The 23,044-nt window shown below is 69.9% G+C and carries 26 protein-coding genes and 1 tRNA gene; 15 read left to right on the forward strand and 12 right to left on the reverse strand.

What is annotated here, in order from left to right:
• Positions 1 to 34: 34 nt before the first annotated feature.
• The 7 genes from D2K64_RS03800 to D2K64_RS03830 all read right to left on the reverse strand — a co-directional run bounded on the left by D2K64_RS03800 (position 35) and on the right by D2K64_RS03830 (position 6,864).
• Entirely contained in the window at positions 35 to 877 is an 843-nt protein-coding gene (locus D2K64_RS03800) for a metallophosphoesterase family protein (protein ID WP_120006903.1), read from the reverse strand.
• Between the two features lie 3 nt (positions 878 to 880).
• The gene (locus D2K64_RS03805; protein ID WP_120007284.1) at positions 881 to 2,170 is read right to left on the reverse strand and encodes an ABC transporter substrate-binding protein; all 1,290 of its coding nucleotides are present in this window, start codon (positions 2,168 to 2,170) and stop codon (positions 881 to 883) included.
• Positions 2,171 to 2,196: 26 nt separating this feature from the next.
• Complete coding sequence (locus tag D2K64_RS03810; protein ID WP_120006904.1) at positions 2,197 to 3,033, reverse strand: carbohydrate ABC transporter permease; 837 nt, start codon at positions 3,031 to 3,033, stop codon at positions 2,197 to 2,199.
• The gene (locus D2K64_RS03815; protein WP_120006905.1) at positions 3,026 to 3,940 is read right to left on the reverse strand and encodes a carbohydrate ABC transporter permease; all 915 of its coding nucleotides are present in this window, start codon (positions 3,938 to 3,940) and stop codon (positions 3,026 to 3,028) included. Before D2K64_RS03815 ends, D2K64_RS03810 begins: the two co-directional genes overlap by 8 nt.
• Positions 3,933 to 5,078: an ABC transporter ATP-binding protein gene (locus D2K64_RS03820; RefSeq protein ID WP_120006906.1), complete on the reverse strand. Its 1,146-nt coding sequence runs from the start codon at positions 5,076 to 5,078 to the stop codon at positions 3,933 to 3,935. The genes D2K64_RS03815 and D2K64_RS03820 overlap by 8 nt, the downstream gene beginning before the upstream one ends.
• Before the next feature lie 100 nt (positions 5,079 to 5,178).
• Positions 5,179 to 5,811, reverse strand: coding sequence for a bifunctional nicotinamidase/pyrazinamidase (gene pncA / locus D2K64_RS03825; RefSeq protein WP_120006907.1), 633 nt, complete (start codon positions 5,809 to 5,811; stop codon positions 5,179 to 5,181).
• 27 nt (positions 5,812 to 5,838) lie between these two features.
• Positions 5,839 to 6,864 (reverse strand): amino acid ABC transporter substrate-binding protein, encoded by a 1,026-nt coding sequence (locus D2K64_RS03830; RefSeq protein WP_120006908.1) that lies wholly within the window; start codon positions 6,862 to 6,864, stop codon positions 5,839 to 5,841.
• Positions 6,865 to 7,060: 196 nt separating this feature from the next.
• Between D2K64_RS03830 and D2K64_RS03835 the strand changes: the two genes are divergently transcribed.
• From D2K64_RS03835 to hpf, 7 genes are all read left to right on the forward strand, one after another.
• A tRNA-Leu gene (locus D2K64_RS03835) sits at positions 7,061 to 7,144 on the forward strand.
• 56 nt (positions 7,145 to 7,200) lie between these two features.
• A complete protein-coding gene (locus D2K64_RS03840) occupies positions 7,201 to 7,854 on the forward strand; it encodes a ribonuclease D (protein ID WP_120006909.1) in 654 nt (217 codons plus the stop codon).
• Positions 7,855 to 8,102: 248 nt separating this feature from the next.
• Positions 8,103 to 8,729, forward strand: coding sequence for an LPS export ABC transporter periplasmic protein LptC (gene lptC, locus D2K64_RS03845; RefSeq protein WP_238383999.1), 627 nt, complete (start codon positions 8,103 to 8,105; stop codon positions 8,727 to 8,729).
• A complete protein-coding gene (locus D2K64_RS03850) occupies positions 8,726 to 9,736 on the forward strand; it encodes an LptA/OstA family protein (protein WP_120006911.1) in 1,011 nt (336 codons plus the stop codon). Before lptC ends, D2K64_RS03850 begins: the two co-directional genes overlap by 4 nt.
• Entirely contained in the window at positions 9,733 to 10,485 is a 753-nt protein-coding gene (gene lptB, locus D2K64_RS03855) for an LPS export ABC transporter ATP-binding protein (RefSeq protein WP_120006912.1), read from the forward strand. Before D2K64_RS03850 ends, lptB begins: the two co-directional genes overlap by 4 nt.
• A gap of 73 nt (positions 10,486 to 10,558) precedes the next feature.
• Positions 10,559 to 12,049, forward strand: coding sequence for an RNA polymerase factor sigma-54 (gene rpoN, locus D2K64_RS03860; protein WP_120006913.1), 1,491 nt, complete (start codon positions 10,559 to 10,561; stop codon positions 12,047 to 12,049).
• A gap of 77 nt (positions 12,050 to 12,126) precedes the next feature.
• A complete protein-coding gene (hpf, locus tag D2K64_RS03865; protein ID WP_120006914.1) occupies positions 12,127 to 12,789 on the forward strand; it encodes a ribosome hibernation-promoting factor, HPF/YfiA family in 663 nt (220 codons plus the stop codon).
• 104 nt (positions 12,790 to 12,893) lie between these two features.
• On the opposite strand, the gene D2K64_RS03870 is transcribed toward hpf, so the two are convergent.
• Complete coding sequence (locus tag D2K64_RS03870) at positions 12,894 to 13,769, reverse strand: universal stress protein (protein WP_120006915.1); 876 nt, start codon at positions 13,767 to 13,769, stop codon at positions 12,894 to 12,896.
• 207 nt (positions 13,770 to 13,976) lie between these two features.
• Positions 13,977 to 14,573 carry a pyridoxamine 5'-phosphate oxidase gene (gene pdxH, locus D2K64_RS03875; protein ID WP_120006916.1) on the reverse strand — a complete coding sequence of 199 codons (597 nt, stop codon included), beginning with the start codon at positions 14,571 to 14,573 and terminating at the stop codon, positions 13,977 to 13,979.
• A gap of 111 nt (positions 14,574 to 14,684) precedes the next feature.
• Between pdxH and fabI the strand changes: the two genes are divergently transcribed.
• From fabI to D2K64_RS03915, 8 genes are all read left to right on the forward strand, one after another.
• Positions 14,685 to 15,524, forward strand: a complete 840-nt coding sequence (gene fabI, locus D2K64_RS03880) for an enoyl-ACP reductase FabI (protein ID WP_120006917.1) — start codon at positions 14,685 to 14,687, stop codon at positions 15,522 to 15,524.
• 105 nt (positions 15,525 to 15,629) lie between these two features.
• On the forward strand, positions 15,630 to 15,809 hold the full coding sequence (locus D2K64_RS03885; RefSeq protein ID WP_120006918.1) for a hypothetical protein: 180 nt from the start codon (positions 15,630 to 15,632) through the stop codon (positions 15,807 to 15,809).
• A 33-nt stretch (positions 15,810 to 15,842) separates the two neighbouring features.
• Positions 15,843 to 16,031, forward strand: coding sequence for a hypothetical protein (locus D2K64_RS03890; protein WP_120006919.1), 189 nt, complete (start codon positions 15,843 to 15,845; stop codon positions 16,029 to 16,031).
• A gap of 27 nt (positions 16,032 to 16,058) precedes the next feature.
• Positions 16,059 to 16,280, forward strand: coding sequence for a hypothetical protein (locus D2K64_RS03895; protein ID WP_120006920.1), 222 nt, complete (start codon positions 16,059 to 16,061; stop codon positions 16,278 to 16,280).
• 20 nt (positions 16,281 to 16,300) lie between these two features.
• On the forward strand, positions 16,301 to 16,534 hold the full coding sequence (locus D2K64_RS03900; RefSeq protein ID WP_238384000.1) for a hypothetical protein: 234 nt from the start codon (positions 16,301 to 16,303) through the stop codon (positions 16,532 to 16,534).
• A 94-nt stretch (positions 16,535 to 16,628) separates the two neighbouring features.
• The gene (gene aroC, locus D2K64_RS03905) at positions 16,629 to 17,735 is read left to right on the forward strand and encodes a chorismate synthase (protein ID WP_120006921.1); all 1,107 of its coding nucleotides are present in this window, start codon (positions 16,629 to 16,631) and stop codon (positions 17,733 to 17,735) included.
• A 97-nt stretch (positions 17,736 to 17,832) separates the two neighbouring features.
• The gene (locus tag D2K64_RS03910) at positions 17,833 to 19,035 is read left to right on the forward strand and encodes a hypothetical protein (RefSeq protein ID WP_157985709.1); all 1,203 of its coding nucleotides are present in this window, start codon (positions 17,833 to 17,835) and stop codon (positions 19,033 to 19,035) included.
• 117 nt (positions 19,036 to 19,152) lie between these two features.
• Entirely contained in the window at positions 19,153 to 19,299 is a 147-nt protein-coding gene (locus tag D2K64_RS03915) for a peptide chain release factor 1 (RefSeq protein WP_120006923.1), read from the forward strand.
• A 21-nt stretch (positions 19,300 to 19,320) separates the two neighbouring features.
• Here D2K64_RS03915 and D2K64_RS03920 read toward each other — a convergent pair whose 3' ends face one another.
• From D2K64_RS03920 to D2K64_RS03930, 3 genes are all read right to left on the reverse strand, one after another.
• Complete coding sequence (locus tag D2K64_RS03920; RefSeq protein WP_120006924.1) at positions 19,321 to 20,061, reverse strand: TlyA family RNA methyltransferase; 741 nt, start codon at positions 20,059 to 20,061, stop codon at positions 19,321 to 19,323.
• A gap of 98 nt (positions 20,062 to 20,159) precedes the next feature.
• Complete coding sequence (gene dxs / locus D2K64_RS03925; protein WP_120006925.1) at positions 20,160 to 22,127, reverse strand: 1-deoxy-D-xylulose-5-phosphate synthase; 1,968 nt, start codon at positions 22,125 to 22,127, stop codon at positions 20,160 to 20,162.
• Positions 22,127 to 23,044, reverse strand: coding sequence for a polyprenyl synthetase family protein (locus D2K64_RS03930; protein WP_120006926.1), 918 nt, complete (start codon positions 23,042 to 23,044; stop codon positions 22,127 to 22,129). The genes dxs and D2K64_RS03930 overlap by 1 nt, the downstream gene beginning before the upstream one ends.

Below are 23,044 nucleotides of genomic sequence, written 5' to 3' on the forward strand. Positions count from 1 at the left end.
AGCCTAGCAGCCCGCGGCCGGCGGCGTCAGGGCGTCAGGCGGCGACCAGCGGCCGCATCGCCGGATAGATGCCGGGCATCAGCCCGAGATCGTGGCGCCGCATTCCCTGCGGCTGCACCAGGCGGCATTCGTGGCGGCCATCCTCGTGCAGCAGGTGCTCGAGGTAGCCGACCGGCTTCTCGCCCACCGGCAGCTGCCAGGTGTCGCCCACCATGAAGGCGGCGGCCGGCGCCCAGACCTGGCGCAGTCCTTCCACCGTGCCGCGGTCCCGGTACTGGTGCACATGCCCCGAGGCGATGAACCGCGCCGGATGCCTGGCCAGCAGGTCGAGGATGCGGCGGCGCGGGCGCGGCTGCACCGCCCAGTAGGTGATCTCCTCCTCCGCCACGGTTTCCTCGCAGAGCGGCTTGTGCAGGAACAGCGCGACGGCACGGCCGCCGGCGGTGGCCAGCGCCTCCTCCAGGAAATCGAACTGGTCCTCGTTCTGCGGCAGGTCGGTGCCGGTCAGCAGCGTGTTCAGCCCGATCAGCCGCCAGCCCGGCACGTCGCGCCGGAAATGATCGGCACCCAGGATGCCGAGCCAGCGTGACAGCCGCTCCGCATCGGCGGGCGTCGGGCCGTTCAGCTGCGGATCATTGCCGACGTCGTGGTTGCCGGGAATGGCCAGCCAGTCGAGGCCGAGCGCCGCGTGCTTCTCCCGCGCGAAGGCGAGGTCATCCCGCTCCAGCTCGCCATGCGCCGACAGGTCGCCGGTGTTGACCACGAGATCCGGCGCATCGGCCCGCAGATGCTCGGACAGCACGTCGAAATTCGCGGTGAATTCGGGGTGCTGCTCCGACAGGTGCGTGTCGCTGATCTGCGCAACGCGGAACGCCATGGCTCAGGACCTCCGCGGCAGCAGGCGGCGGACCTCGGACGCCATGTCCTTCTGCACCTCTTCCGGCGTGGCGCGGCTCTCCACGAGGCGGGCCAGGTTGTCCACCATGGTCTGCGTCACGCGCACGCTGTTGCTGCCGGGGAAGGCATACCAGGGGATGGAAACCGGGATCTGCTTCACCGACGGCACGAAGAGCGGGTTGTCGCGGTAGAACTGCGCCAGGTATTGCGGATCGTCGATGGCGATCTGGTTGCAGGGAAGGTAGCCGGTGTTCTTCACCATCATCGCCTGTCCCTCGGGGCCGGTGGAGAAGCGCAGGAACTTCCAGGCGGCCTCGCGCCGGGCCGGGTCCTTGGCGCACAGCATGCCGGCGGCGCCGCCCGTCGGCAGGCGGCTCGTCTCCGCGTCGATCACCGGCATCCCGGTGGTGCGCAGCTCGAAATTGCTGCCGACGCCGGAGGCGGTGCCGCGCACCAGCGCCGTGGTCTGGAAGATCATGCCGAGCTTGCCGGCGGCGAAGGCCTGGCGCGCCGCGGCGGCCGTCAGGTTGGGCATGCCGGCCTGCTTCACCATGCGCTCGATCAGCTTCAGGGAAGCGAGGCCTTCCGGGCCGGCGAAGCCGACATCGCTCTCATCCGCGCTCAGCATCCGCCCGCCATGGCCGAACAGCAGCGCGGAGAACATCCAGTCGTCACCGTTCCAGGTGTACCACATGCCCTCATGGCCATCGCCCAGCGCGTCGATCTTCGCCGCCAGCGCCAGCACGCCGTCCCAGTCGCGCGGGAAATTGTCCGGATCGCCGCCGGCGCGCTTCACGAGGTCGGCGTTGTAGTAGCAGATCGGGTTGGAGGCGGCGTAGGCGAGGCCCGCCTGGATGCCGCCGAACTGGCCGAGCGCCAGCAGGTTGGGCGTGTAGCCGGCCTTCGCCGGATCGCCTTCGGCGCGCAGCAGCGGCGACAGGTCCTGGGCGATGCCGCGCTCGGCGAAGACGCGCAGCCGGTTGAAGCCTTGGTAGGACAGGTCCGGCAGCTGGTTGGTCGCCGCCTGGCGCAGAATCAGCTGCGCGCCTTCCTCATAGTTCGGCGTGGTGACCGTTTTCACCGCGATGGCGGGCTCGCGCCGGGCGAACTCCGCCAGGATGGCGTCGTAGCTCTCCTTATAGATGAAGGGCTGCGCGTAATGCACCGTGATCTCAGTGGCGGTCTGGGCGCGCAGGATGGCGGGCATCGCCAGGGTGGCGGGCATGGCCCAGGCGACGCGGATCGCGGCGCGGCGGGTGATGGTGGTGTTCATGCGGAAGCTTTCCGGAAACATGCGGGTCAACCCTTCAGGCCGGTGGAGGCGATGCCTTCGACGAAGCGGCGTTGCGCCAGCAGGAAGGCGATCACGAGGGGGGCCGTCATGATCATCGCGGCGGCCATCAGCGCGCCGAAATCATCGCCCGCCTCGGCCGAGCGGAAGAACAGGACGCCGAGGGCGGGGGTCGCGTGGCTGTCGCCATTGGCGATGATCAGCGGCCAGAACAGGTCATTCCAGTGCGCCACGACGGAGAAGATGGCAAAGGCGGTGGCGGCGGGCCAGGCATTCGGCAGCACCACGCGCCAGACGATGGCCATCTCGCTCATGCCGTCGAGCCGCGCCGCGTGGATCAGGTCGTCCGGCAGGGATTTGAAGAACTGCCGGAACAGAAAGATGGCGAAGACCGAGATGGTGAAGGGCGCGATCAGCGCGGTGTAGGTGTTGAGCAGCCCCACCTGGCTGAAGGCGACGTAGAGCGGCAGCGCCGGCACGTGGGGCGGCACCAGCAGGCCCAGCATCACCGCGCCGAACACCAGCTCCCGCCCGCGGAACCGCAGCTTGGCCAGCGCGTATCCGGCCGGCACGGCGAACAGCACCTGGAACAGCAGGATGCCGCCGCACACCACCACGCCGTTCCACAGGTACAGCCCGACCGGGATCCGGGCGAACACCTTGCCGTAGTTCTCGACGGCGAAGAAGCGTTCCGGCCAGAGCGACAGGGAGGCGCGGAAGATCTCGTCCAGCGGCTTCAGACTGGCCGCGGCCATCCAGATATAGGGCATCAGCATCAGCAGCCCGGCGGCGGCCAGGAACAGCAGGCGCGGCAGGTCGCGCAGCAGGGAGGTGCGCTCAGGCATAATGCACCCGCTTGTCGAGGATCCTGGTCTGCAGCCACATCAGCGCCAGCACGATGCCGAGGAACACCAGGGTGATGGCCGCCGAGTAGCCGATGCGGAAATAGGTGAAGCCTTCCTCGTACAGCGTGTAGAGCAGCACCTGGGACGCCTTGTTCGGCCCGCCCTGGGTCAGCACCGCCACGGTGTCGAAGACGCGCACCGAGCGGATCATGGTGATGGTCAGCACGAACAGCGTGGTGGGGCCGAGCAGCGGCCAAGTGACCAGGCGGAAGCGCTCCCAGGCGGACGGCACGCCATCCACCGCCGCCGCGGCGTAGAGTTCGCGCGGAATGGCGGTGAGCCCGGCCAGGAACAGCACCAGGTTGAAGCCGAGATTTTCCCAGATGCCGATGCCGGCCAGGGCCAGCAACACCGTGTCGGAGGAGGACAGCCAGGCCGGCCCCGCGATGCCGAGGCCGCGCAGCGCCGCGTTCAGCGGCCCGATGGTCGGGTGCAGCAGGTATTGCCAGGCCGAGGCCATGGCGACGCTGAGCGACACCACGGGCAGAAAGAACACGGCGCGGAACAGGGTGCGGCCGCGCGTGCCGGCCTCGATCGCCAGGGCCAGCACCAGGGCTCCCAGGATGGAGCCCGGCGTCACCAGCCCGACATAGATCAGCGTGTTGCGCAGCGATTGCAGGAAGCCGCGGTCGTCGAGCATCTCGGCGAAATTGCCGAGGCCGATCCAGCGGAAGCCGTCGAGGCCGAGTTCGTAGTCGGTGAAGGCCAGCGCGGCGGTGGCCAGCGTCGGCAACAGCAGCATCAGCAGGTAGGCAATGACGGCCGGCAGGCACAGCGCCCAGGCGGCCAGCGCCTCCCCGGCAGCGGCGGCCCGGAAGCGGGGCGCGGCGATGGCGAGGTCAGACAAGCGCCGGCTCCCGCGCCACGGCCAGCTCGGCGCGGCAGCGCGCGCCGTCCGGGCCGAACAGCAGCGCCGCCTCCGGCGCGAAAGCCAGATGCAGCTCGCCCCCCGGCTGCGGCAGGTGGCCGGCCGCCTCGGGCGGCAGGCGCAGCACCAGCGGCGTTCCGCTGGATTCATGCCGCGCGTGCAGCAGCACGGACTCGCCCAGGAACTCGACGGCCTCGGCTCGGGCCACCAGCCCTTGCGCGGCGGGAACCAGAGCCTCGGGCCGGACGCCCAGCGTCAGCGCGCCCCGGGCGGCGCAGCGCAGCCCGACCGGCAGCCCGGCGACGCGCACGGCGCCATCCGTGCCCGCTTCCGCCGGCAACAGGTTGATGCGCGGCGAGCCGATAAAGGTGGCGACGCGCAGCTCGGCGGGATCGGCATAGATCTCGCGCGGCGGCGCCACCTGCAGGATGCGGCCGGCCTGCATCACCGCCACGCGGTCGGCCATGGTCAGGGCCTCGGACTGGTCATGCGTGACGTACAGGGTCGCGGCGCCGGCGCGGCGGTGGATGGCGACGATCTCGCGCCGCGTCTGCACCCGCAGGCTGGCATCGAGGTTGGAGAGCGGCTCGTCCATCAGAAAGGCGGCGGGCCGGCGCACCATGGCGCGGGCCAGCGCCACGCGCTGCCGCTGGCCGCCCGAGAGCTGCGCCGGGCGGCGATCCAGCAGCGTGCCCAGGCCGAGCGCCCCGGCCGCCATTGCCACCTCCGCAGCGATGCCCTGCCGCGCGGCGCGGGTGCCGGGCAGCACGCCGCCCAGCAGCGGCAGGCGCTGCCACGCGTTCAGCCGGCGCATGGCCAGCGGCACGGCGATGTTTTCCGCCACCGTCAGGTGCGGGTACAGCGCGTAGGACTGGAACACCATGGCGACGTCGCGCTCGCCGGCGCGCAGGGCGGTGGCCTCGCGCCCCTGGATCTGCAGCGTTCCCGAATCGGCGTGCTCGATGCCGGCGACGATCCGCATCAGCGTGGTCTTGCCGCAGCCGGAAGGCCCGACCAGTGCGACGAACTCGCCCGCCGCGACGCGCAGCGACACGCCATGCAGCACGGTGGTGCCGTTGAAGCTCTTGGTGACCGATTGAAGATGAATGCCGGACAAGCCGTGCTCCGCGCCTGGGGTTCGGCGCGGCACTTAGCCCGTGGCTGTGACAGCCCTGTTCGGCTTGCGTGAAGCTTTCATGTCCATGCGGCGGCAGGCATCAGCCGGCGAGGTCCCCGCTCCGCGCCAGCAGCACACCCCTGCCCCGCAGGCGATGGCTGCCGGCGTCGGTCGCTTCCGGGGTGATGCCGCGGCAGGCATCCTCCAGCAGCACCACCTGGTAGCCGAGATCGGCGGCGTCCTCGGCCGAGAAGTCGGTGCAGTAGCCCCGCGCCAGGCCGGCCACGAAGATGCGGCGGATGCCGCGCTCCGAAAGGTAGCCGTGCAGCCCGGTCGGCGTGGTGCGGTCGTTCTCGCGGAAGGCGGAATAGCTGTCGATGCCGCGGCGGAAGCCCTTGCGCAGCACCAGCTGGAACCGGCCCGCCTCCAGCGCCGGATGCAGCGCCGCGCCCGGCGTGTTCTGCACGCAATGGTCAGGCCAGAGCACCTGCTCGCCATAGAACAGCCGCACCGTCTCGAAGGGCGCGCGTCCCGGATGCTGGCTGGCGAAGGAGGCATGGTCGGCCGGATGCCAGTCCTGCGTCGCCGCGGCCTGGTTGAAGCGCGGCAGCAGGCGGTTGATCACCGGCACCACGGCATCGCCGCCGGGCGCCGGCAGGGCGCCGCCTGGCATGAAGTCGGGCTGCACGTCGATGGCCAGCAGCAGGTCGGTGTCAGGCGCGATGCGGATCATGGCGGCGGCCCCTGGACATGCCGGCTCTCAGCGGAACGGCGGCGACCACATCAGCCCGCCATCCCGGGCCAGCCGGTTGCGGCCACGGTCGATGCCCACGGGAGTCATGTTGCGCTCCCAGATCTCGCCATAATGGCCGACCGCGGTGATCGCCTTCAGCCCCCAGTCGTTGTTCAGGCTCAGCGCTCGGCCGAAATCGCCGGTGGTGCCGAGCAGCCGCTGCACCTCGGGGCTGGGGTCCTGCAGCCGGGCCGCAGCGTTGGCGGCGGTGACGCCATGTTCCTCGGCGGCGATCAGGGCGTTCAGGGTCCATTTCACGATGTCGGTCCAGCGGGCATCGCCCTTGCGCACCAGCGGGCCCAGCGGCTCGCTGCTGACCGTCTCGGGCAGGATCACGTAGTCATCCGCCTGGGCGCCCTGCGCGGCGCGCACAGCAGCCAGGCCGGTGCGGTCGGTGGTGTAGGCGTCGCAGCGGCCGGCCACAAAGGCGGCGGTGACCTCCTGGAAGCTCTCGATCACCACCGGGGTGAAGCGGATGTTGTTGGTGCGGAACCAGTCGGCCAGGTTCAACTCGGTGGTGGTGCCGGGCTGCAGGCAGATGGTGGCGCCATCCAGCTCCCTGGCGGAGGACAGGTTGAGGCCGCGCTTCACCATGAAGCCCTGCCCGTCATGCACCAGCACCCCGGCGAAGGTCAGGCCGATGCCGACGTCGCGGGCGAAGCTCCAGGTGGTGTTGCGGGACAACAGGTCGATCTCGCCCGATTGCAGGGCGGTGAAGCGGTTCTGCGGCGTGGTCGGCACGAAGCGCACCTTGCCGGCATCACCGAGCACGGCCGCGGCCACGGCCCGGCAGAAATCGGCATCGATGCCGCGCCACTCGCCCCGCGAATCCGCCTGGGACAGGCCGGCGACGCCGGTGGAAACGCCGCAGGCCAGAGTGCCGCGGGACTTCACCGCCGCCAGCGTATCGGCGGCGGGCTGCTGCGCCCAGGCCGGGGCGGCTGCGGCCAGGGCCAGGGTGAGGCCGGCCAGGGCATGAAAGGGGCGGCGCATGATGGAGAACTCCCGCTGGTGTCGCGCAAGCTGCCAACCCGCCGCGGCAGCGGCGGTTTCGCCCGCCCGCGCGGCACTGCCCTGGCGTTTTCGCGGGGCACCAGCCAGGGCGTCGCATTTCTGTAAAAACGCCCGTTGACGCCACGCTTCGGCGCCCATAAAAGCCCGTCCACGCCATTCGGCGGTTCGCCTCCTTGCCCAGGTGGTGGAATTGGTAGACGCGCTGGCTTCAGGTGCCAGTGACCGCAAGGTCGTGAAGGTTCGAGTCCTTTCCTGGGCATATCTCCCCCGCCTCCTCCGGCACTGACTGCATCGCCGGACGCTGCTGAGGAGATGATGGCCAAGACCCTGTTCACACCCGCTTCAATGATCAAGCTGCACCGGCACGACCTGCCGCCCGGGCTTGATTTCGGTTCCGTGGTTGCCGTGGACACGGAAACCATGGGCCTCGATCCGCGCCGCGACCGGCTGTGCCTGGTGCAGCTCTCGGCCGGCGACGGCACGGCGCATTGCGTGCAACTCGTGCCCCCCTCCCTGGGCGGGCGCGGGGCCGATTGTCCTAACCTGAAGGCGCTGCTGATCGATCCAGCGGTGGTGAAGCTGTTCCACTTCGCCCGCTTTGACCTCGCCATGCTGCGCGCCGGGCTCGGCATCGAATGCGCCCCGGTGCGCTGCACCAAGGTCGCCGCCAAGCTGGTCCGCACCTTCACCGAGCGGCATGGATTGAAGGAGCTGTGCCGCGAGCTGCTGGGAGTGGAGATCTCCAAGCAGCAGCAATCCTCCGACTGGGGAGCCGCCGAGCTGACGCCCGAGCAGCTCGCCTATGCCGCCTCCGACGTGCTGCACCTGCATGCCTTGTGGGCCACGCTGGAAGGCTTGCTCCGGCGCGAAGGGCGGCTGGAACTGGCGGAAGCCTGTTTCCGCTTTCTGCCGACCCGGGGGGCGCTGGATCTGCTCGGCTATGACGATCCGGATATTTTCGCGCATTAGGCGTTATCGGTTGAAATCGCTGCGGCACTGGCATGATTTTTGATTGGGCTTCGCGCAACCCGCGTTGACCCCGGCGCCCCCCCGCCCCATACAAGGCGAGTGAGGCCCTTTCCGAACTTCCTGAACCTGTCGCGCCCTGGCCGCGGCTTCCGGATCGCCGTTCCGGGGCCGGCATGAGCATGGCCGTTCCGCCACGGGACATCCCGGCCGCGCCGGTCCGGAGCAGCGGGGGCCAGAGCCGCTCGCGCATGCTGCAGCCCTCCCGCGCCCGCATGGTGATGAACGAGGGCGCGCTGGCCCGCCGCCGCTTCTTTGTCCGCTTGGCCAAGTGGCTGCTGCCCGTGGGCGCGCTGGCCTTGCTGGCGGTTGTGGCCTTGTGGCCGGAATTCGACAGCGCCGAGGATCGTGGCCGGCTGGCCTTCCGCCGCGCCGGGCAGACGACCACCGATGCCATGCGCCTGTCCACCGCCCGCTACCAGGGCATCGACGAGCAGGGGCGGCCGGTCAACGTCACGGCCGACCGGGCACAGCAGCGCGAACAGCAGGACCTGATCGACCTGACCCGCCCGCGCGCCGACATGGTGAGCAGCAGCGGCGCCTGGGTTCTGCTGGAATCGGAAGCCGGCGAATACGCCCGCGACAAGGATGAACTGGATCTGGCCGGCAAGGTGACGCTTTGGCACGAGGATGGCAGCACGCTCCGCACCGAGGCGGCGCATATCGACCTGAATGCCGGCAGCGCCGAGGGCGACCGCCCGGTGGCGGCGCAGGGCCCGTTCGGCACGCTGGTCAGCCAGGGCTTCCGGCTGGAGAATCGCGGCCAGGTGGTGGTGTTCACCGGCCAGGCCAAGGCGGTGCTGGAGGGCGGCCGATGAGGCGCATCCTCGCAACCGCCGCGCTGCTGGCCATGCTGGGCATCGAGCCGCTGGCGGCGCAGGCGCTGGACATGACGCAGGGCGGCCCGATCGAGGTCACCGCCAGCAACGGCATCGAGTGGCGCCAGCAGGAGCAGGTGGTGATCGCGCGCGGCAATGCCCGCGCTGTTCGCCAGGGCGTCACCGTCACCGCCGACCGGCTGATCGCCCGCTATCGGCCGCGCGGGGGCCAGCCGGCTGCGGCGCCGGCGGCGGGCGGTGAGCCCTCGCCTATGTCGGGTGGCGAGATCTGGCGGCTGGAAGCGGAAGGCAACGTCAAGATCGACAGCGCCACCGACCATGCCGAGGGCGACCGCGCGATCTACGACATGGACCAGGCGGTGCTGGTGCTCACCGGCCGCGCCCTGAAGCTGACCACGCCGCAGGAGGTGCTGACCTCCCGCGACAGCATGGAATACTGGCCGCAGAAGCGCATGGCGGTGGCCCGCGGCGCGGCGCATGTGGTGACGCAGGACCAGCGGCAGATTTTCGCCGACACGCTGGTGGGCTATTTCCTGGACGGCAATGCCGCGCCGGCGCAGCGCCCGGCCAACGCCGCCGCGCGCGGCGGCCCAGCTGGTGCGGCAGGGGGAACCCCGGCTGAAGGCAGCCAATTGGAGCGTGTCGAGGCGTTCGGCAATGTCGAGATCCGCACCCCCGCCGAAGTGGTGCGCGGCGACCGCGGGGTTTATTCCGAGCAGACCGGCATGGCGCGGCTGCTGGGCGGCGTCCGCATCACTCGCGGGGACAACCAGCTGAACGGTCAGGAAGCCATCGTGAACATGCGCAGCGGCGTGGCCCGCCTGGTGTCCACCCCGGGCCAACGCGTGCAGGGGCTGATCATCCCGCAGCAGGGCCAGGAAACCGCCCCTCAAGGGCAGACCCAGGGACAGATCCAGGGGCAGCCTCAAAGGCAGGGCCAGCCTCCCCGGCAGGAACAGCCGCAGGGCCAGGGGCGCGGCCGATGAGCGCCGGGCTGAAGGTGGTGGAAGGCGAAGGCGGCCTGGTCGCCCGGGATCTCGGCAAGCGCTACAAGAAGCGGCCCGTTGTGCGCGGCGTGTCGCTCAGCGTGCGGCGCGGCGAGGCGGTGGGGCTGTTCGGCCCGAACGGCGCCGGCAAGACCACCACCTTCTACATGATGACAGGCCTGGTGCGCCCCGACCAGGGCCAGGTGTTCATGGACGGGCAGGAGGTCACCACCCTGCCCATGTATCGCCGCGCCCGAATGGGCCTCGGCTACCTGCCGCAGGAGGCCTCGATCTTCCGCGGCCTCAGCCTGGAAGACAACATCCGCGCCGCGCTGGAAGTGGTGGAGCCGCAGCGCGAGCGGCGCGAGCAGATGCTGGACGAGCTGCTGGTCGAGTTCGGCTTGACGCATCTGCGCAAATCGCCGGCCCTGGCGCTGTCGGGCGGCGAGCGCCGCCGCTGCGAGATCGCCCGCGCCCTGGCGACGCATCCGGCCTACATCCTGCTCGACGAGCCGCTGGCCGGCATCGACCCGATCGCGGTGGGCGAGATCCGCGACTTGGTGAAGCACCTGAAGAACCGCGGAATCGGCGTGCTGATCACCGACCACAACGTGCGCGAGACGCTGGAGATCATCGACCGCGCCTACATCCTGCATGATGGGCAGGTGCTGATGGAGGGCACGCCGGCCGACATCGTGGCGCATGAGGGGGTGCGCCGCGTGTATCTGGGCGAAAGGTTCAGCCTGTAGCATGAACCCGCTGCACCGGTTCCGTGCGGCACCTTTTCGTTCAGGCCAGGCTCCGGACCGGGCGGCCTGAGCGGTGGCGATCGGTCCGCGCCTGGATCTGCGGTTCACGCAATCCCTGGTGATGACGCCGCAGCTGCGGCAAGCCATCAAGCTGCTGCAATCCTCCAACCTGGAGGTCAGCGCCTTTGTCGAGGAGGAGCTGGAGCGCAATCCCCTGCTGGAGCGCGACGAGCGGCCCGACGCGCCGCCGCTGGAAGCGGCCGTGCCGCGCGAGCCGTCCGTGTCCACCCCCGACAGCTTCGACGGCGCCAGTGCCGCCACCCTGCCGGCCGAAGCCGAGTCCCCGCTGGACATCCGCGACTGGTCCAATGTTTATGACGGCGAGCCGGCGCGGGGCGGCGGCCGGGCCGATTTCGAGGATGATTCCCGCGGCATCGAGGAGCTGGCGGCGAAGCGTCCGCGCACCCTGCGGGAAGAGCTGGCGGAGCAGGTGCGGCTCACCTTTCCCGACGCCGGCGACCGGCTGATCGCGGCGCAACTGATCGCCCTGCTCGATCCTGCCGGCCGCCTTGCTCCGGAGGATGGAGCGATCGCCGCCGCCATGGGCTGCGACGCGTCACGGGTCGCCGCCATCCGCGGACGCATGCAGCGCTTCGAGCCGGCGGGGCTGTTCTGCCGTTCCTTGCGGGAATGCCTGGCCGTGCAGCTGGCGGAACGCGACCGGCTGGACCCGGCCATGAGCGCGCTGCTCGACCACCTCGACCTGCTGGCGCGGCGCGACCTGCGCGCCCTGATGCGGATCTGCGGCGTCGATGCCGAGGACCTGGCCGACATGGTGGCGGAGCTGAAGCGGCTCGATCCCAAGCCAGGCGCCGGCTATGACGCGACGCCCGCCCTGGCGCTGGTGCCGGACGTGCTGATGCGCCCCGCTCCCGCCTGGACCGCCCCTGATGGCACGCCGGAAGCCGCCTGGATCCTGGAACTGAACCCCGAGACGCTGCCGCGCGTGCTGGTCAACCGCGGCTTCCACGCCCGCGCCCAGGTCAGCGCCACGCGGGAGGAGCGGGCGTTCCTGTCGGAAAAGTACCAGGCCGCCAACTGGCTGGTGAAAAGCCTGGAGCAGCGCGCCAACACCATCCTGAAGGTCGCCGCCGAGATCGTGCGCCGCCAGGACGGCTTCTTTCGCCATGGCGTTTCGCACCTGCGGCCGCTGATCCTGCGGGACGTGGCGGAGGCGGTGGAGATGCATGAATCGACCGTCAGCCGCGTCACCGCCAATAAGTACATCGCCACGCCGCGCGGCAGCTTCGAGCTGAAGTATTTCTTCACCACGGCCATTGGCGGCACCGCCGGTGAAACTTTCAGTGCCGAGGCGGTTAGACATCGTATCCGGAGCATGGTCGCCGCCGAGGCCCCGGACGATGTCCTCAGCGACGATGCGATCGTCGCAGCTCTTCGACGTGAAGGTGTGGACATCGCCCGCCGAACGGTGGCCAAATACCGGGAAGCGTTGCGCATACCTTCATCGGTGCAGCGCAAACGGGAGAAGGCCGTCCCGGCCTGACCCGGTGCGGGCGCGACCCGCCCGTTCCGCCGTCCCATGGGACGGCCCTTCCAGCCAAGAAGGAGGGGTTACTTCACATGCACATCGTCGTCGCAGGCAAGCAGGTCGAAACCGGCGAGGCCCTCAAGGTCCACGTCGCCGAAGGCCTTAACAACGTGACGAAGAAATACTTCGATCACGCGCTGGAGGCCTATGTCACCTTCAGTAAGAACCGAGCATTCTTTGCCTGCACCGTCGACATTCATGCCGGACGCGGCCTCAGCCTGCGCGGGGAGGGCGAAGGCCCCGACGCCCACCGCGCCTTCGACCAGGCCGCCGCGCACATCGCCAAGCGCCTGCGCCGCTATCGCCGCCGCGTCAACGAGCATTCGCGCAACCAGGCCACCGACCGGCTGCCGACCACGGCGGAGACCGCCCGCTCGGTGATCCTGGCCCAGGCGCCGGACGAGCCGGACGAAACCATCGATCCCGACATCCTGCTGGACCGCGTCGGCGATGACGGCGTGTCCGGCGCCGACTCGCAGGATGGCCTGGACGGCGCGGATGGGCATGACCATGGCACCGTGATCGCCGAAACGCCCACCGAGATCGCCCGGCTCACCGTCAGCGAGGCGGTGATGCGCATGGATCTCGGCCAGATGCCGGTGGTGATGTTCCGCAACCAGGTGAGCGGCCAGCTCAACGTCGTCTATCGGCGGCCGGATGGGCATGTCGGCTGGATCGATCCGCAGGCCGGCTGAGCCGGCCGCAGGAGCCGGTGCGCCAGGGAACTGATACGCCAGGGGGGCACAGGCCCCCTGGATGTCCTGGCGGAAACGGCGCGGCCAGGCCGCGCCGCGTCAGGTTAGCGGCACATCAGCACGGGGATGTCGGCGTTTTCCAGCACGTGGCGGGTGACGCCGCCCAGGATCAGCTGACGCAGCCGCGAATGGCTGTAGGCCCCCATGCAGAGCAGGTCGGCACCGAAATCGCGCGCGCCGCCCAGCAATCCGGCGCCCACTTCACGCGTCAGGGGCTTGAAGGGCACCGCCTCGGCCTGGATGCCGTGCCACCGCAGATAGGCCTGCAGCCCTTCGGCGCCGGGGCCACGACGCTGGTAGTCGTCGCTGTACAGGATGCGCACCGCCTCGGCATGGTGCAGCCAGGGCAGCGCGGCGGCGACCGCGGCGGCGCTCTCGGCGGTGCCGTTCCAGGCGCAGCAGACCCGCTTGCCGATGGTGTCCGGCGCCTCGCGCGGGGCGATCAGCACAGGCCGGCCGGAATCGAACAACACGGCGTGCAATGCGTCGGAGGAGGACACATCCTCGTCCGCTTCCGGATGCGGCACCACCGCCATGTCGTAGAGACGGGATTGCTGCGCCACCACATCCTCTTCCCGCCCGGCGATTGATTCGAAGGACAGGGTGGGGCCGTCGCTCTTGGCCGCGGTTTCGGCGGACAGCGCGATGGTGACATCGCGGCCCTGCACGAAGCGTTCGAACAGGCCGCGTACCCGGCCGGCCCGCTCACCGCTTTCGCGCTCCGTCGCCGCCATCATTTCCTCGATCATGGCGCCCGACAGCCCTTCGCCGGCCAGCGGCGCCACGTCGCGGGCATCCACCCGCACATGCAGGCAATGCACGTGGCTGTGCCAGGTGCGGGCCACCATCAGCGCCGTGTTCAGCGCAGCCTCCCCCGCGGCGGTCCCGGTCAGGGGCAGCAACAGCCGGCGATAGGCCATGGCTCGATACTCCTTTGATCCAATCCGGCGCCCAAACCCGTGCCGAAGAATGGGGCATCGCCTGCATAACACGGCCAAGCCCCAGTTGTTCCAGTGGGCCCATCTCCCTGGCGGCGCAGGGGCGCCGGACATGACCCAGGCTAGAGCGGGAACGGGCCGAAGCGGAATGAAATCTCGCTCAGGCCCGCGCGCCCACGGCGGCGTGGCTCAGGGAAAGGCGCGGCCGATGCGCCAGCCGCCGCCCGGCGCCGCGTCGAACATGCGGCGGTCATGCAGCCGGAACGGCATGTCTTGCCAGAACTCGAAATGGAGCGGCAGCAGGCGGAAGCCGCCCCAATAGGGCGGGCGCGGAATGGCCTCATCAGGGAAACGCTGCTCCACCGAACGCAGCGCGGCTTCCAGCGTGGCGCGGCTGTCGATCGGGCGCGATTGCTGCGATGCCCAGGCACCCAACCGCGACAGGCGGGGACGCGTGGCATAATATTGGTCCGATTCCGCCTCGGTGACGGCCTCGATGTCTCCTTCGATGCGGATCTGGCGGCGCAGCGACTTCCAGTGGAACAGCAGAGCCGCGCGCGGATTGGCCAGCAGCTCGCCACCCTTGCGGCTTTCACGATTGGTGAAGAACACGAAGCCGCGCTCGTCGAGCCCCTTGAGCAGCACCATGCGAGCGGAAGGAAAGCCATCCGGCGTCGTGGTGGCGAGGCACATGGCGTTCGGGTCGTTGGGCTCGCCGGCCTCAGCCTCGGTCAGCCAGGCGCGGAACAGCGTGAACGGATCGTCGGATGCGTCGGACGCGGTCATGCGGCCCCCTTGCCCAGTTGAGGTCGGTGTGCCACCACCGGTTGGCCCTTGCAACGGGGATGCCCCGCCCGGTCACCCTGCCAACCCTGAGCCAAACGGTCCTGCCCATCCATGGAAGCTGACGCCCCGCATCCCAACGGCCCCGCCACCGGCACTTTGATGGCGGGCAAGCGCGGCCTGATCATGGGTCTGGCGAACGAGAAGTCGATCGCCTGGGGGATCGCCCGTGCCGTGGCCGCGCAGGGCGCCGAGCTGGCCTTCACCTATCAGGGCGAGGCGCTGCAGAAGCGGGTGCGGCCGTTGGCCGCCAGCCTCGGCAGCGACATCGTGCTGCCCTGCGACGTGGCCGACGAGGCCAGCGTCGATGCGGCCTTCGGCGCCCTGGAACAGCGCTGGGGCCGGCTGGACTTCCTGGTGCACGCCATCGCCTATGCCGACAAGCAGTACCTGCGCGGCCGCTACATGGACACGCCGCGGGACGCCTTCCTGCAGGCGATGGACATTTCCTGTTATTCCTTCGCCTCCGTGAGCCGCCGCGCCGTGGCGCTGATGCCGGAGGGCGGCGCGCTGCTAACCCTGACCTATCTCGGCGCCGAGCGCGTGACGCCGCACTACAACGTCATGGGCGTGGCGAAGGCAGCGCTGGAGGCCAGCGTGCGCTACATGGCCGTGGACGTGGGCGACCGCAACATCCGGGTCAACGGCATCTCCGCCGGCCCGATCAAGACGCTGGCCGCCAGCGGCATCGGCGATTTCCGCTACATTCTGAAGTGGAACCAGTACAACTCGCCGCTGAAGCGCAACACCACCATCGAGGATGTTGGCGGCGCCGGCGTGTTCCTCCTGTCCGATCTCGGCAGCGGCGTCACCGGCGAGGTGCTGCATGTGGACAGCGGCTACCACGTCGTCGGCATGAAGGCCGTCGACGCGCCGGATATTTCCACCGTCTAACGGCGAACCGCGGCCCGGCCATGCCGGGCGCGCGGAAACCTCCCGCACCCCTCACCGTTTTTCCCACCATGCGGCCATGCCGGCCGCGTGAAACGGAGGGCATGCATGAGCCAGCAGGATACCGTGCCGGAGCAGCCGCCCCTGCCGCCCGCGGCGCACGGGCCCACACCCAACAGCGGCCAATCCACCGAAGCTGCCTCCAGCGAGGCGGAAGCGGACGCCGCCATGGCCGAGGAGCAGGCGCGCAAGGAGCGGGCCGGGCAGGCCGGAGCCAATCTCCGGTAGCCATCTCCTTCCGAACGATCAGGAGTTCCATCGATGAGCAAGGCCCACATGCCGCCGGTGCCGCCGGAGAACCAGCCCAAGGTGCCCGGCGCCGACCGCGAATCTCCTGCCGCCAAGGCGGAGCAGAAAGCGCGGCCGCAGAACAACATCCCGCAGAACCAGGGCCGCAGCGCCGACATCCAGCAGAACACCACCCACCAGGGCTACCAGCAGGACCGCTGAACGGCCGCACCGACAGGAGAAGGCAGAATGCCCGCCCACGATCCCGACACCGAGCGCCATGGCGGCCCCGGCAGCAGCCACCAGAACCGTCAGGACCCGAGCAAATCCGCGCCCACCGGCCACAAGGGCGGCGGCCCTGACGAAGGACCGACGCCGGGCTCCTCGACCAACAGCCGCAACAGCCGCATCTCGGGCGGCGGCGGCGAGCGCGACCGCCACCACGTCCACGACACCGCCGAGAAGTCCTGACCCCAGCAAAGGAAGCCAGCATGGCCGACCAGCAGAATCGTGACGGCGCGACCCAGAAGGACAGCGGCACCATCCGCAAGTCGCATCTGGGCCAGGCCGAGCAGCAGGAAGTGGCCAGTGGCACCATTCGCCAGCCGATCCAGCCGGGCGAGGTGCAGCCCGGCGAGATGAACGAGCTGGCCCAGACCCTGGGCGGGCCCGTGGACGTCTTCCCGGCCGGCGGCCGCCGCAAGACGCCGCAATCGGGCGGCTGAGCCCCCCTGCTCGCGGATTAAGCGGCGGCATGGCCCTTGGCCTTTGCCGCCGCTTTCAGCATAACCGGCGCTCGTCTTTCGCGCCGGTGCGTTCATGTCCCACAACAGTTTCGGCCATCTGTTCCGCGTCACCAGCTGGGGCGAAAGCCACGGCCCGGCCATCGGCGGCGTGGTGGATGGCTGCCCGCCCGGCATCGGCCTGTCGGAAGCCGATATTCAGCCTTTCCTGGACCGTCGCCGGCCCGGCCAGTCGAAATTCGTCACCCAGCGGCAGGAGCCGGATCAGGTTCGCCTGCTGTCCGGCGTGTTCGAGGGGCTGACCACCGGCACCCCGATCGCCTTCATCATCGAGAACCAGGACCAGCGCAGCAAGGATTACGGGGAGATCAAGGACCGCTTCCGCCCCGGCCATGCCGACCTGACCTACCACCTGAAATACGGCGTGCGGGATTACCGCGGTGGCGGCCGCTCCTCGGCCCGGGAAACCGCGGTGCGGGTGGCGGCGGGCGCGGTCGCCCGCAAGGTGCTGGGCGACGCGGTGGCAGTGCGCGGTGCCATGGTGGCGATGGGACCGCTCGGCATTGACCGCACCCGCTTCAACTGGGCCGAGGTGGTTCGCAACCCGTTCTTCTGTCCCGACCCGCAGGCCGTGCCGCTGTGGGAGGAAGCGCTCTCCGCCACCCGCAAGGCCGGCAGCAGCCTGGGCGCGGTGATCGAGGTGGTGGCGGAGGGCCTGCCGCCCGGCCTCGGCGCGCCGCTCTATGGCAAGCTGGATGCCGACATCGCCGGCGCGCTGATGAGCATCAACGCGGTCAAGGGGGTGGAGATCGGCGAGGGCTTCGGCGGCGCCGCGCTGGATGGCGAAGCCAATGCCGACGAGATGCGCATGAACGCGGATGGCACGGTGGAATTCCTGTCCAACCACGCCGGCGGCATCCTGGGCGGCATCTCCACCGGGCAGCCGGTGGTGGCCCGCTTCGCGGTGAAGCCCACCTCCTCCATCCTGACGCCGCGGCAATCGGTGGACCGCTCCGGTGCCGAGGTCGAGGTGCTGACCAAGGGGCGCCACGATCCCTGCGTCGGCATCCGTGCCGTGCCGGTGGGGGAAGCGATGCTGGCCTGCGTGCTGGCCGACCACCTGCTGCGCCACCGCGCCCAGAACCCGGATGCGCCGACGACGACGAGGCTGCCGCGCAACTAAACGTGAGCGCCGCTTGGGGATGGTCAACCCTGCGCTTGACGCTGCGTTGCCGCCTCCGGGAAGGTAGCAGGGTCCGATGGGAAGGGGGCTGAACACGATGCAGCGCGCCGACGATGCCTCTGGCCACCAGGACTGCCTCGGCTTCCTGGCCCTGGCCGGGGAAACCCCCTGGCGGCTCCGCATGGCGGAGATCGCGCGGGGTGCCGTGCCGAATTCCTGGTCCGGCCGCGCCCGGCAGCAGCGGCATGCCCTGGAACTGATCCTCTCGAAGCTCGCCCAGCCGGAGAATGGCGTGACCCCCAACCGGGCCGAACGCCGCATCATCGCCCTGGCGCGCGACGCCGTGGCCCTGGCCGACACCCTGCCGGACCCGCCGCGCGAGCGGTTGCGCCAGCGGCTGCTGGAAGGATTGGTGGGCGAGGCCACCTTGATCCCGCTGTTCCACATGCTGCGCGAAGCGGCGCGGCAGCGGGCCCGCGGCTTCACGGTGCATTTCACCGGATTGACCGACGACACGCCGCATGACCTGGTGCTGGAATATGGCGAGGCCCGCGCCGAACTGGTGTGCGAGACGGTGTCCGCCGAGGAAGGCCGTCATCTCAACCGTGGTGACTGGTTCACCCTGGTCGACAGCGTAAATCCGGACCTGCAGAACTGGCTGGCGGCCCATCCCGGCCGGTACCTGCTGAAGATGACCCTTCCCGACGGCATCCAGAACCCCGCGGAACTCGCCACCCTGCAACAGCGCGTCAGCACCATGCTGGCGGACCAGAAGCGGCAGGACACCAACGGTGCCGCCGTGCTGAAGCTCGATCCATTGATGCTGGCCGGAGTGCAGGCTGCGGGAGCAGGCTTCTCGGCCCAGCTCCGCAACCAGTTCGGCCCCGACGCGCATCTGGCGGTCACCAGCGACGCCACCGGCAGCAACGTGTTCGTCATGGCAGCGCGCGCCGGGCGGGAGAACGCCATCACCGCCGCCATCACCCGCCGCCTGGCCAGCTGTGCCGCGACCCGCCTGTCCGGCACATGCGCCGGCATCATCTCCGTCTTTCTGGAGGATGTGGACCGCTCCGAATGGCGCAACCTGCGCGACACGCTGGAGCTGGAGGGGGGCGTCCGCCGCTTCTACACCACGCCGGACGCCGCGCGGATCACCGCCGCCAGCTGCGTCACCCGCATGGAGATGTTCGACTGCGCGCCGCCCGATGCCGCGGAACAGGGCGAGCTCCGCTTCCGCAACCAGTCGCACGCGCAGGCCCAGCGGCCCGAACTGCAGCCCGCCATCGTCTCGCTCACCTGAAGCGGGGCGGGAAATTCTTGTCTGGTCACGAGGATGTTTCGTCGCAGCGCTGTAACTTTCTGCATCATGCTGCATTGCACGAACTCCTCAACCGCCGTGCCAAAGACGAGATCGACGATGTCCGAGCGCGACATGGAAGCCAAGCTTCTGGAGCTTGACCGCCTGCTGAACGACCCTGAAGTCCGCATGGATCCGCATCGGGTCTGGTCGCTGCTGCAGGAAATCTCGACCGCGGGCAAACCGGCGGTGCCGCGCGCCGCCTGATGGCAGGCGGCCTCCCGGCTGCTAGCCGGCTTTCCGGGCGGCGATCAGGAATTCCCGGTTGCCTTCCGGCCCCAGGATCGGACTCGGCTCGATTCCCAGCACCGTCCAGCCCGGCAGGCCCGACCACCAGCTCCGGACGCGTTCGCAAACCTCATCATGCACCGCCGGGTCGCGCACCACGCCACCCTTGCCCACCTTGTCCGGTCCGGCTTCGAATTGCGGCTTGATCAGCGCCACGGCCCAGGCCGCCGGTGAAGCCAGTGTCAGCGCGGCGGGCAGCACGGTGGCCAGCCCGATGAAGCTGGCATCGCACACCACTACCCCTGGGGCTTCCGGGATCAGCGTGGCGTCGAGCCTGCGGGCATTGGTTTTCTCCAGCACCACCACCCGCTCATCACTGCGCAGCTTCCACGCCAGCTGGCCATGCCCGACATCCACGGCATAAACCCTGGCCGCGCCGTGATGCAGCAGCACGTCGGTGAAGCCGCCGGTAGAGGCTCCCACATCCACCGCCACCCGGCCTGCCGGGTCCAGCCCGAAATGCTCCAGCGCGTGCGAGAGCTTCATGCCGCCGCGGCTGACCCAGGGGTGTTCCTGCCCCTTCACCTCCAGCGGCGTGTCCTCGGCCACAGGCTGGCCGGGCTTGTCCACCCGGCGGGTGTTGGAGAACACCTTGCCGGCCATGATCAGCGCCTGGGCCTTGGCGCGGGATTCCACCAGCCCCCGGTCCACCAGGGCGAGGTCGGCTCTCTGCTTGGGCATCGTTTCGCACACTCCCGGGACGGAACCAGGGGCGACACCCCCGGAACCCGCCAGGGTGACGACGTCACCCCGGACCCCGCCCGTCTTGGAACCAGGTCTCAGGCGCGGGCCGGCATCGCCCCGTTCGCGCGGCCCAGCGCCGCCACCGCCGTCTCGACGATCGAGCGCGCCGAGAGGCCGCATTGCTCGTATTGCAGCTTCGGCGTGTCGTGGTCGATGAAGGCGTCCGGCAGCACCATCGGGCGGAACTTCAGCCCGGCATCGAAGGCGCCCTTCCAGGCCAGGTGCTGCATCACCAGCGCGCCGAAGCCGCAGACCGAGCCCTCCTCGATGGTCACCAGCACCTCGTGCTCGCGTGCCAGCCGCTCCACCAGATCCGTGTCCAGGGGCTTGGCGAAGCGCGCATCGGCGACGGTGCAGGACAGCCCGCGCAAGGCCAGCTCCTCCGCCGCCTTGAGGCATTCCTGCAGCCGGGCGCCATAGGAGAGCAGCGCCACGGTGGTGCCTTCCCGCAGCACCCGACCCTTGCCGACCGGTAGCACCGTGCCGCGGGCGGGAACCGGGATCAGGCCGAAGCCCTCGCCGCGCGGAAAACGCAGTGCCGTCGGGCCATCGTCATAGGCAGCGGCCGTGGCCACCATATGCGCCAGCTCCGCCTCGTCGGCCGAGGCCATCAGCACCATCTCGGGGATGCAGCCGAGATAGGCGATGTCATACGCTCCGGCATGGGTCGCGCCATCGGCGCCGACCAGCCCGGCGCGGTCCATCGCGAAGCGCACCGGCAGCTTCTGCAGCGCCACGTCATGCACCACCTGGTCATAGGCGCGCTGCAGAAAGGTCGAGTAGATGGCGACGAAGGGCTTGATCCCCTCGGTGGCCAGGCCTGCCGCGAAGGTCACGGCATGCTGCTCGGCGATGCCGACGTCGAAGGTCCGCTTCGGGAAGCGCTTCTCGAACAGGTCGAGCCCGGTGCCCGACGGCATGGCAGCGGTCACCGCCACGATCCGCTCATCCGCCTCGGCCTCGGCGATCAGCGACTGCGCGAACACCTTGGTGTAGGTGGGCGGGCCCGGCGGCGCCTTGCTCTGCGCGCCGGTGACCACGTTGAACTTGGACACGGCGTGGTACTTGTCGCTGGCCGCCTCGGCCGGAGCGTAGCCCTTGCCCTTTTGCGTCACCACGTGCAGCAGGATCGGCGCCCCCTCCTCTGCGTCGCGCAGGTTGCGCAACAGCGGCAGCAGGTGATCCATGTTGTGGCCGTCGATCGGGCCGACGTAATAGAAGCCCAGCTCCTCGAACAGCGTGCCGCCGGTCAGCATGCCGCGCGCGAACTCGTCGGCCCGGCGGGCGGCGCGCTCCAGCGGCGCCGGGAAGCGGCGGGCGACCTTGGCCATCACCTCGCGCAGCGACAGGAAGGGCCGGGAGGAGATCAGCCGCGACAGGTAGGCTGACATGGCGCCGACCGGCGGCGCGATGGACATGTCGTTGTCGTTCAGCACCACGATCAGGCGCGACTTCATGGCGCCGGCATTGTTCATCGCCTCATACGCCATGCCGGCGCTCATGGCGCCGTCGCCGATCACCGCGACGACGTGGCGGTCGTCGCGCCTGCCGCCGCCGTTCTTGCCGTCGAGCCACTTCAGATCGCGCGCCACCGCCATGCCGAGGCCGGCCGAGATCGAGGTGGAGGAATGCGCGGCCCCGAAGGGGTCGTACTCGCTCTCGGAGCGGCGGGTGAAGCCCGACAGGCCACCGCCCTGGCGCAGGGTGCGGATGCGGTCGCGCCGCCCGGTCAGGATCTTGTGCGGATAGGTCTGGTGGCCGACATCCCACAGCAGCCGGTCCTTCGGCGTGTCGAACACCGCATGGATCGCGACCGTCAGCTCCACCACGCCGAGGCTGGCGCCGAGATGCCCGCCGGTCTGGCTGACCGCATGGATCGTCTCGGCCCGCAGCTCATCGGCCACCTGCTTCAACTGGTCGGCGGAGAAGTTCTTCAGGTCGGAGGGCACGCGCACCCGGTCGAGCAGCGGCGTGTGCGGAGCCTGGTTGGGGGGGTTCGCCATCAGGACCTCCGGTGAATGGTGTAGGCGGCCAGCATCCGCAACAGATCGGCCCTGTCGCCGAAGCTGTCGAGGTGGGCCGCGGCCTGCGCCGCCAGGCGCTCGGCCTGCAGGCGGGCACGCTCGAGCCCGAGCAGCCCGACCAGCGTGGCCTTGCCGGCGCCGGCGTCCTTGCCGGTCGCCTTACCGGTCTCCGCCGCCGTGGCGGTGGCGTCCAGGATGTCGTCGGCGATCTGGAAGGCGGCGCCCAGTTCGCGGCCATAGGCCAGCAGGCAGTGCCGCTGCATGCCCGGCGCCTTGCCCAGGATGGCACCGGCCTCGGCCGAGAACTCGATCAGCTTGCCGGTCTTGAGCACCTGCAGCCGGCCGATCGAGGATTCAGTGGCGGGCTCGGCACTGTTCTCGGCCAGCATGTCGAGCATCTGGCCGCCGCACATGCCGCGCGGCCCGGCGGCCTGGGCCAGGCGCAGGCACAGCTCGGCGCGCACGGCGGAATCGGAATGGGTGTCCTCATGCGCCAGCACGGCGAAGGCCTGCGCCTGCAGCGCGTCGCCCGCCAGGATCGCGGTGGCCTCGTTGAACGCCTTGTGCAGCGTCGGCTTGCCGCGGCGCAGGTCGTCATTGTCCATCGCCGGAAGGTCGTCATGCACCAGCGAATAGGCGTGCAGCATCTCGATGGCGGCGGCGACGCGCAGGGCCGAGGTGCGGGACACGCGGAACTGCGCCGCGCCTTCCAGCACCAGGAAGCCGCGCAGCCGCTTGCCGCCCCCCAAGGCCGCATAGCGCATGGCGGCGTAGAGCGGCGCTTCCGGCCCTTCCTCGGGCGGCAGCAGCGTGTCCAGCGTGGTTTCGATCTCGGCCACCGCGGCGGCGAGGGCGGCGAGCAGGGGCGAGGCGGTTTCCGGGGCGGCGCCGCTCAT

Origin of the sequence: Teichococcus vastitatis, assembly GCF_003604215.1 — a bacterium.
In the GTDB taxonomy this organism is placed as follows: Bacteria; Pseudomonadota; Alphaproteobacteria; order Acetobacterales; family Acetobacteraceae; genus Pseudoroseomonas; species Pseudoroseomonas vastitatis.

Bases quoted from the DNA above. Each gene is read 5' to 3' on its own strand.
- fabI (WP_120006917.1), top strand. From the start codon at position 14,685: ATGGAAGCTGACGCCCCGCATCCCAACGGCCCCGCCACCGGCACTTTG.
- D2K64_RS03915 (WP_120006923.1), top strand. From the start codon at position 19,153: ATGTCCGAGCGCGACATGGAAGCCAAGCTTCTGGAGCTTGACCGCCTG.
- D2K64_RS03830 (WP_120006908.1), bottom strand. From the start codon at position 6,864: ATGCGCCGCCCCTTTCATGCCCTGGCCGGCCTCACCCTGGCCCTGGCC.
- D2K64_RS03900 (WP_238384000.1), top strand. From the start codon at position 16,301: ATGGCCGACCAGCAGAATCGTGACGGCGCGACCCAGAAGGACAGCGGC.
- D2K64_RS03840 (WP_120006909.1), top strand. From the start codon at position 7,201: ATGGCCAAGACCCTGTTCACACCCGCTTCAATGATCAAGCTGCACCGG.
- pdxH (WP_120006916.1), bottom strand. From the start codon at position 14,573: ATGACCGCGTCCGACGCATCCGACGATCCGTTCACGCTGTTCCGCGCC.
- lptC (WP_238383999.1), top strand. From the start codon at position 8,103: ATGCTGCAGCCCTCCCGCGCCCGCATGGTGATGAACGAGGGCGCGCTG.
- hpf (WP_120006914.1), top strand. From the start codon at position 12,127: ATGCACATCGTCGTCGCAGGCAAGCAGGTCGAAACCGGCGAGGCCCTC.
- D2K64_RS03805 (WP_120007284.1), bottom strand. From the start codon at position 2,170: ATGAACACCACCATCACCCGCCGCGCCGCGATCCGCGTCGCCTGGGCC.
- D2K64_RS03810 (WP_120006904.1), bottom strand. From the start codon at position 3,033: ATGCCTGAGCGCACCTCCCTGCTGCGCGACCTGCCGCGCCTGCTGTTC.
- D2K64_RS03885 (WP_120006918.1), top strand. From the start codon at position 15,630: ATGAGCCAGCAGGATACCGTGCCGGAGCAGCCGCCCCTGCCGCCCGCG.
- D2K64_RS03870 (WP_120006915.1), bottom strand. From the start codon at position 13,769: ATGGCCTATCGCCGGCTGTTGCTGCCCCTGACCGGGACCGCCGCGGGG.
- D2K64_RS03920 (WP_120006924.1), bottom strand. From the start codon at position 20,061: ATGCCCAAGCAGAGAGCCGACCTCGCCCTGGTGGACCGGGGGCTGGTG.
- pncA (WP_120006907.1), bottom strand. From the start codon at position 5,811: ATGATCCGCATCGCGCCTGACACCGACCTGCTGCTGGCCATCGACGTG.
- D2K64_RS03895 (WP_120006920.1), top strand. From the start codon at position 16,059: ATGCCCGCCCACGATCCCGACACCGAGCGCCATGGCGGCCCCGGCAGC.
- D2K64_RS03800 (WP_120006903.1), bottom strand. From the start codon at position 877: ATGGCGTTCCGCGTTGCGCAGATCAGCGACACGCACCTGTCGGAGCAG.
- lptB (WP_120006912.1), top strand. From the start codon at position 9,733: ATGAGCGCCGGGCTGAAGGTGGTGGAAGGCGAAGGCGGCCTGGTCGCC.
- D2K64_RS03890 (WP_120006919.1), top strand. From the start codon at position 15,843: ATGAGCAAGGCCCACATGCCGCCGGTGCCGCCGGAGAACCAGCCCAAG.
- dxs (WP_120006925.1), bottom strand. From the start codon at position 22,127: ATGGCGAACCCCCCCAACCAGGCTCCGCACACGCCGCTGCTCGACCGG.
- D2K64_RS03910 (WP_157985709.1), top strand. From the start codon at position 17,833: ATGCAGCGCGCCGACGATGCCTCTGGCCACCAGGACTGCCTCGGCTTC.
- aroC (WP_120006921.1), top strand. From the start codon at position 16,629: ATGTCCCACAACAGTTTCGGCCATCTGTTCCGCGTCACCAGCTGGGGC.
- D2K64_RS03850 (WP_120006911.1), top strand. From the start codon at position 8,726: ATGAGGCGCATCCTCGCAACCGCCGCGCTGCTGGCCATGCTGGGCATC.
- D2K64_RS03930 (WP_120006926.1), bottom strand. From the start codon at position 23,044: ATGAGCGGCGCCGCCCCGGAAACCGCCTCGCCCCTGCTCGCCGCCCTC.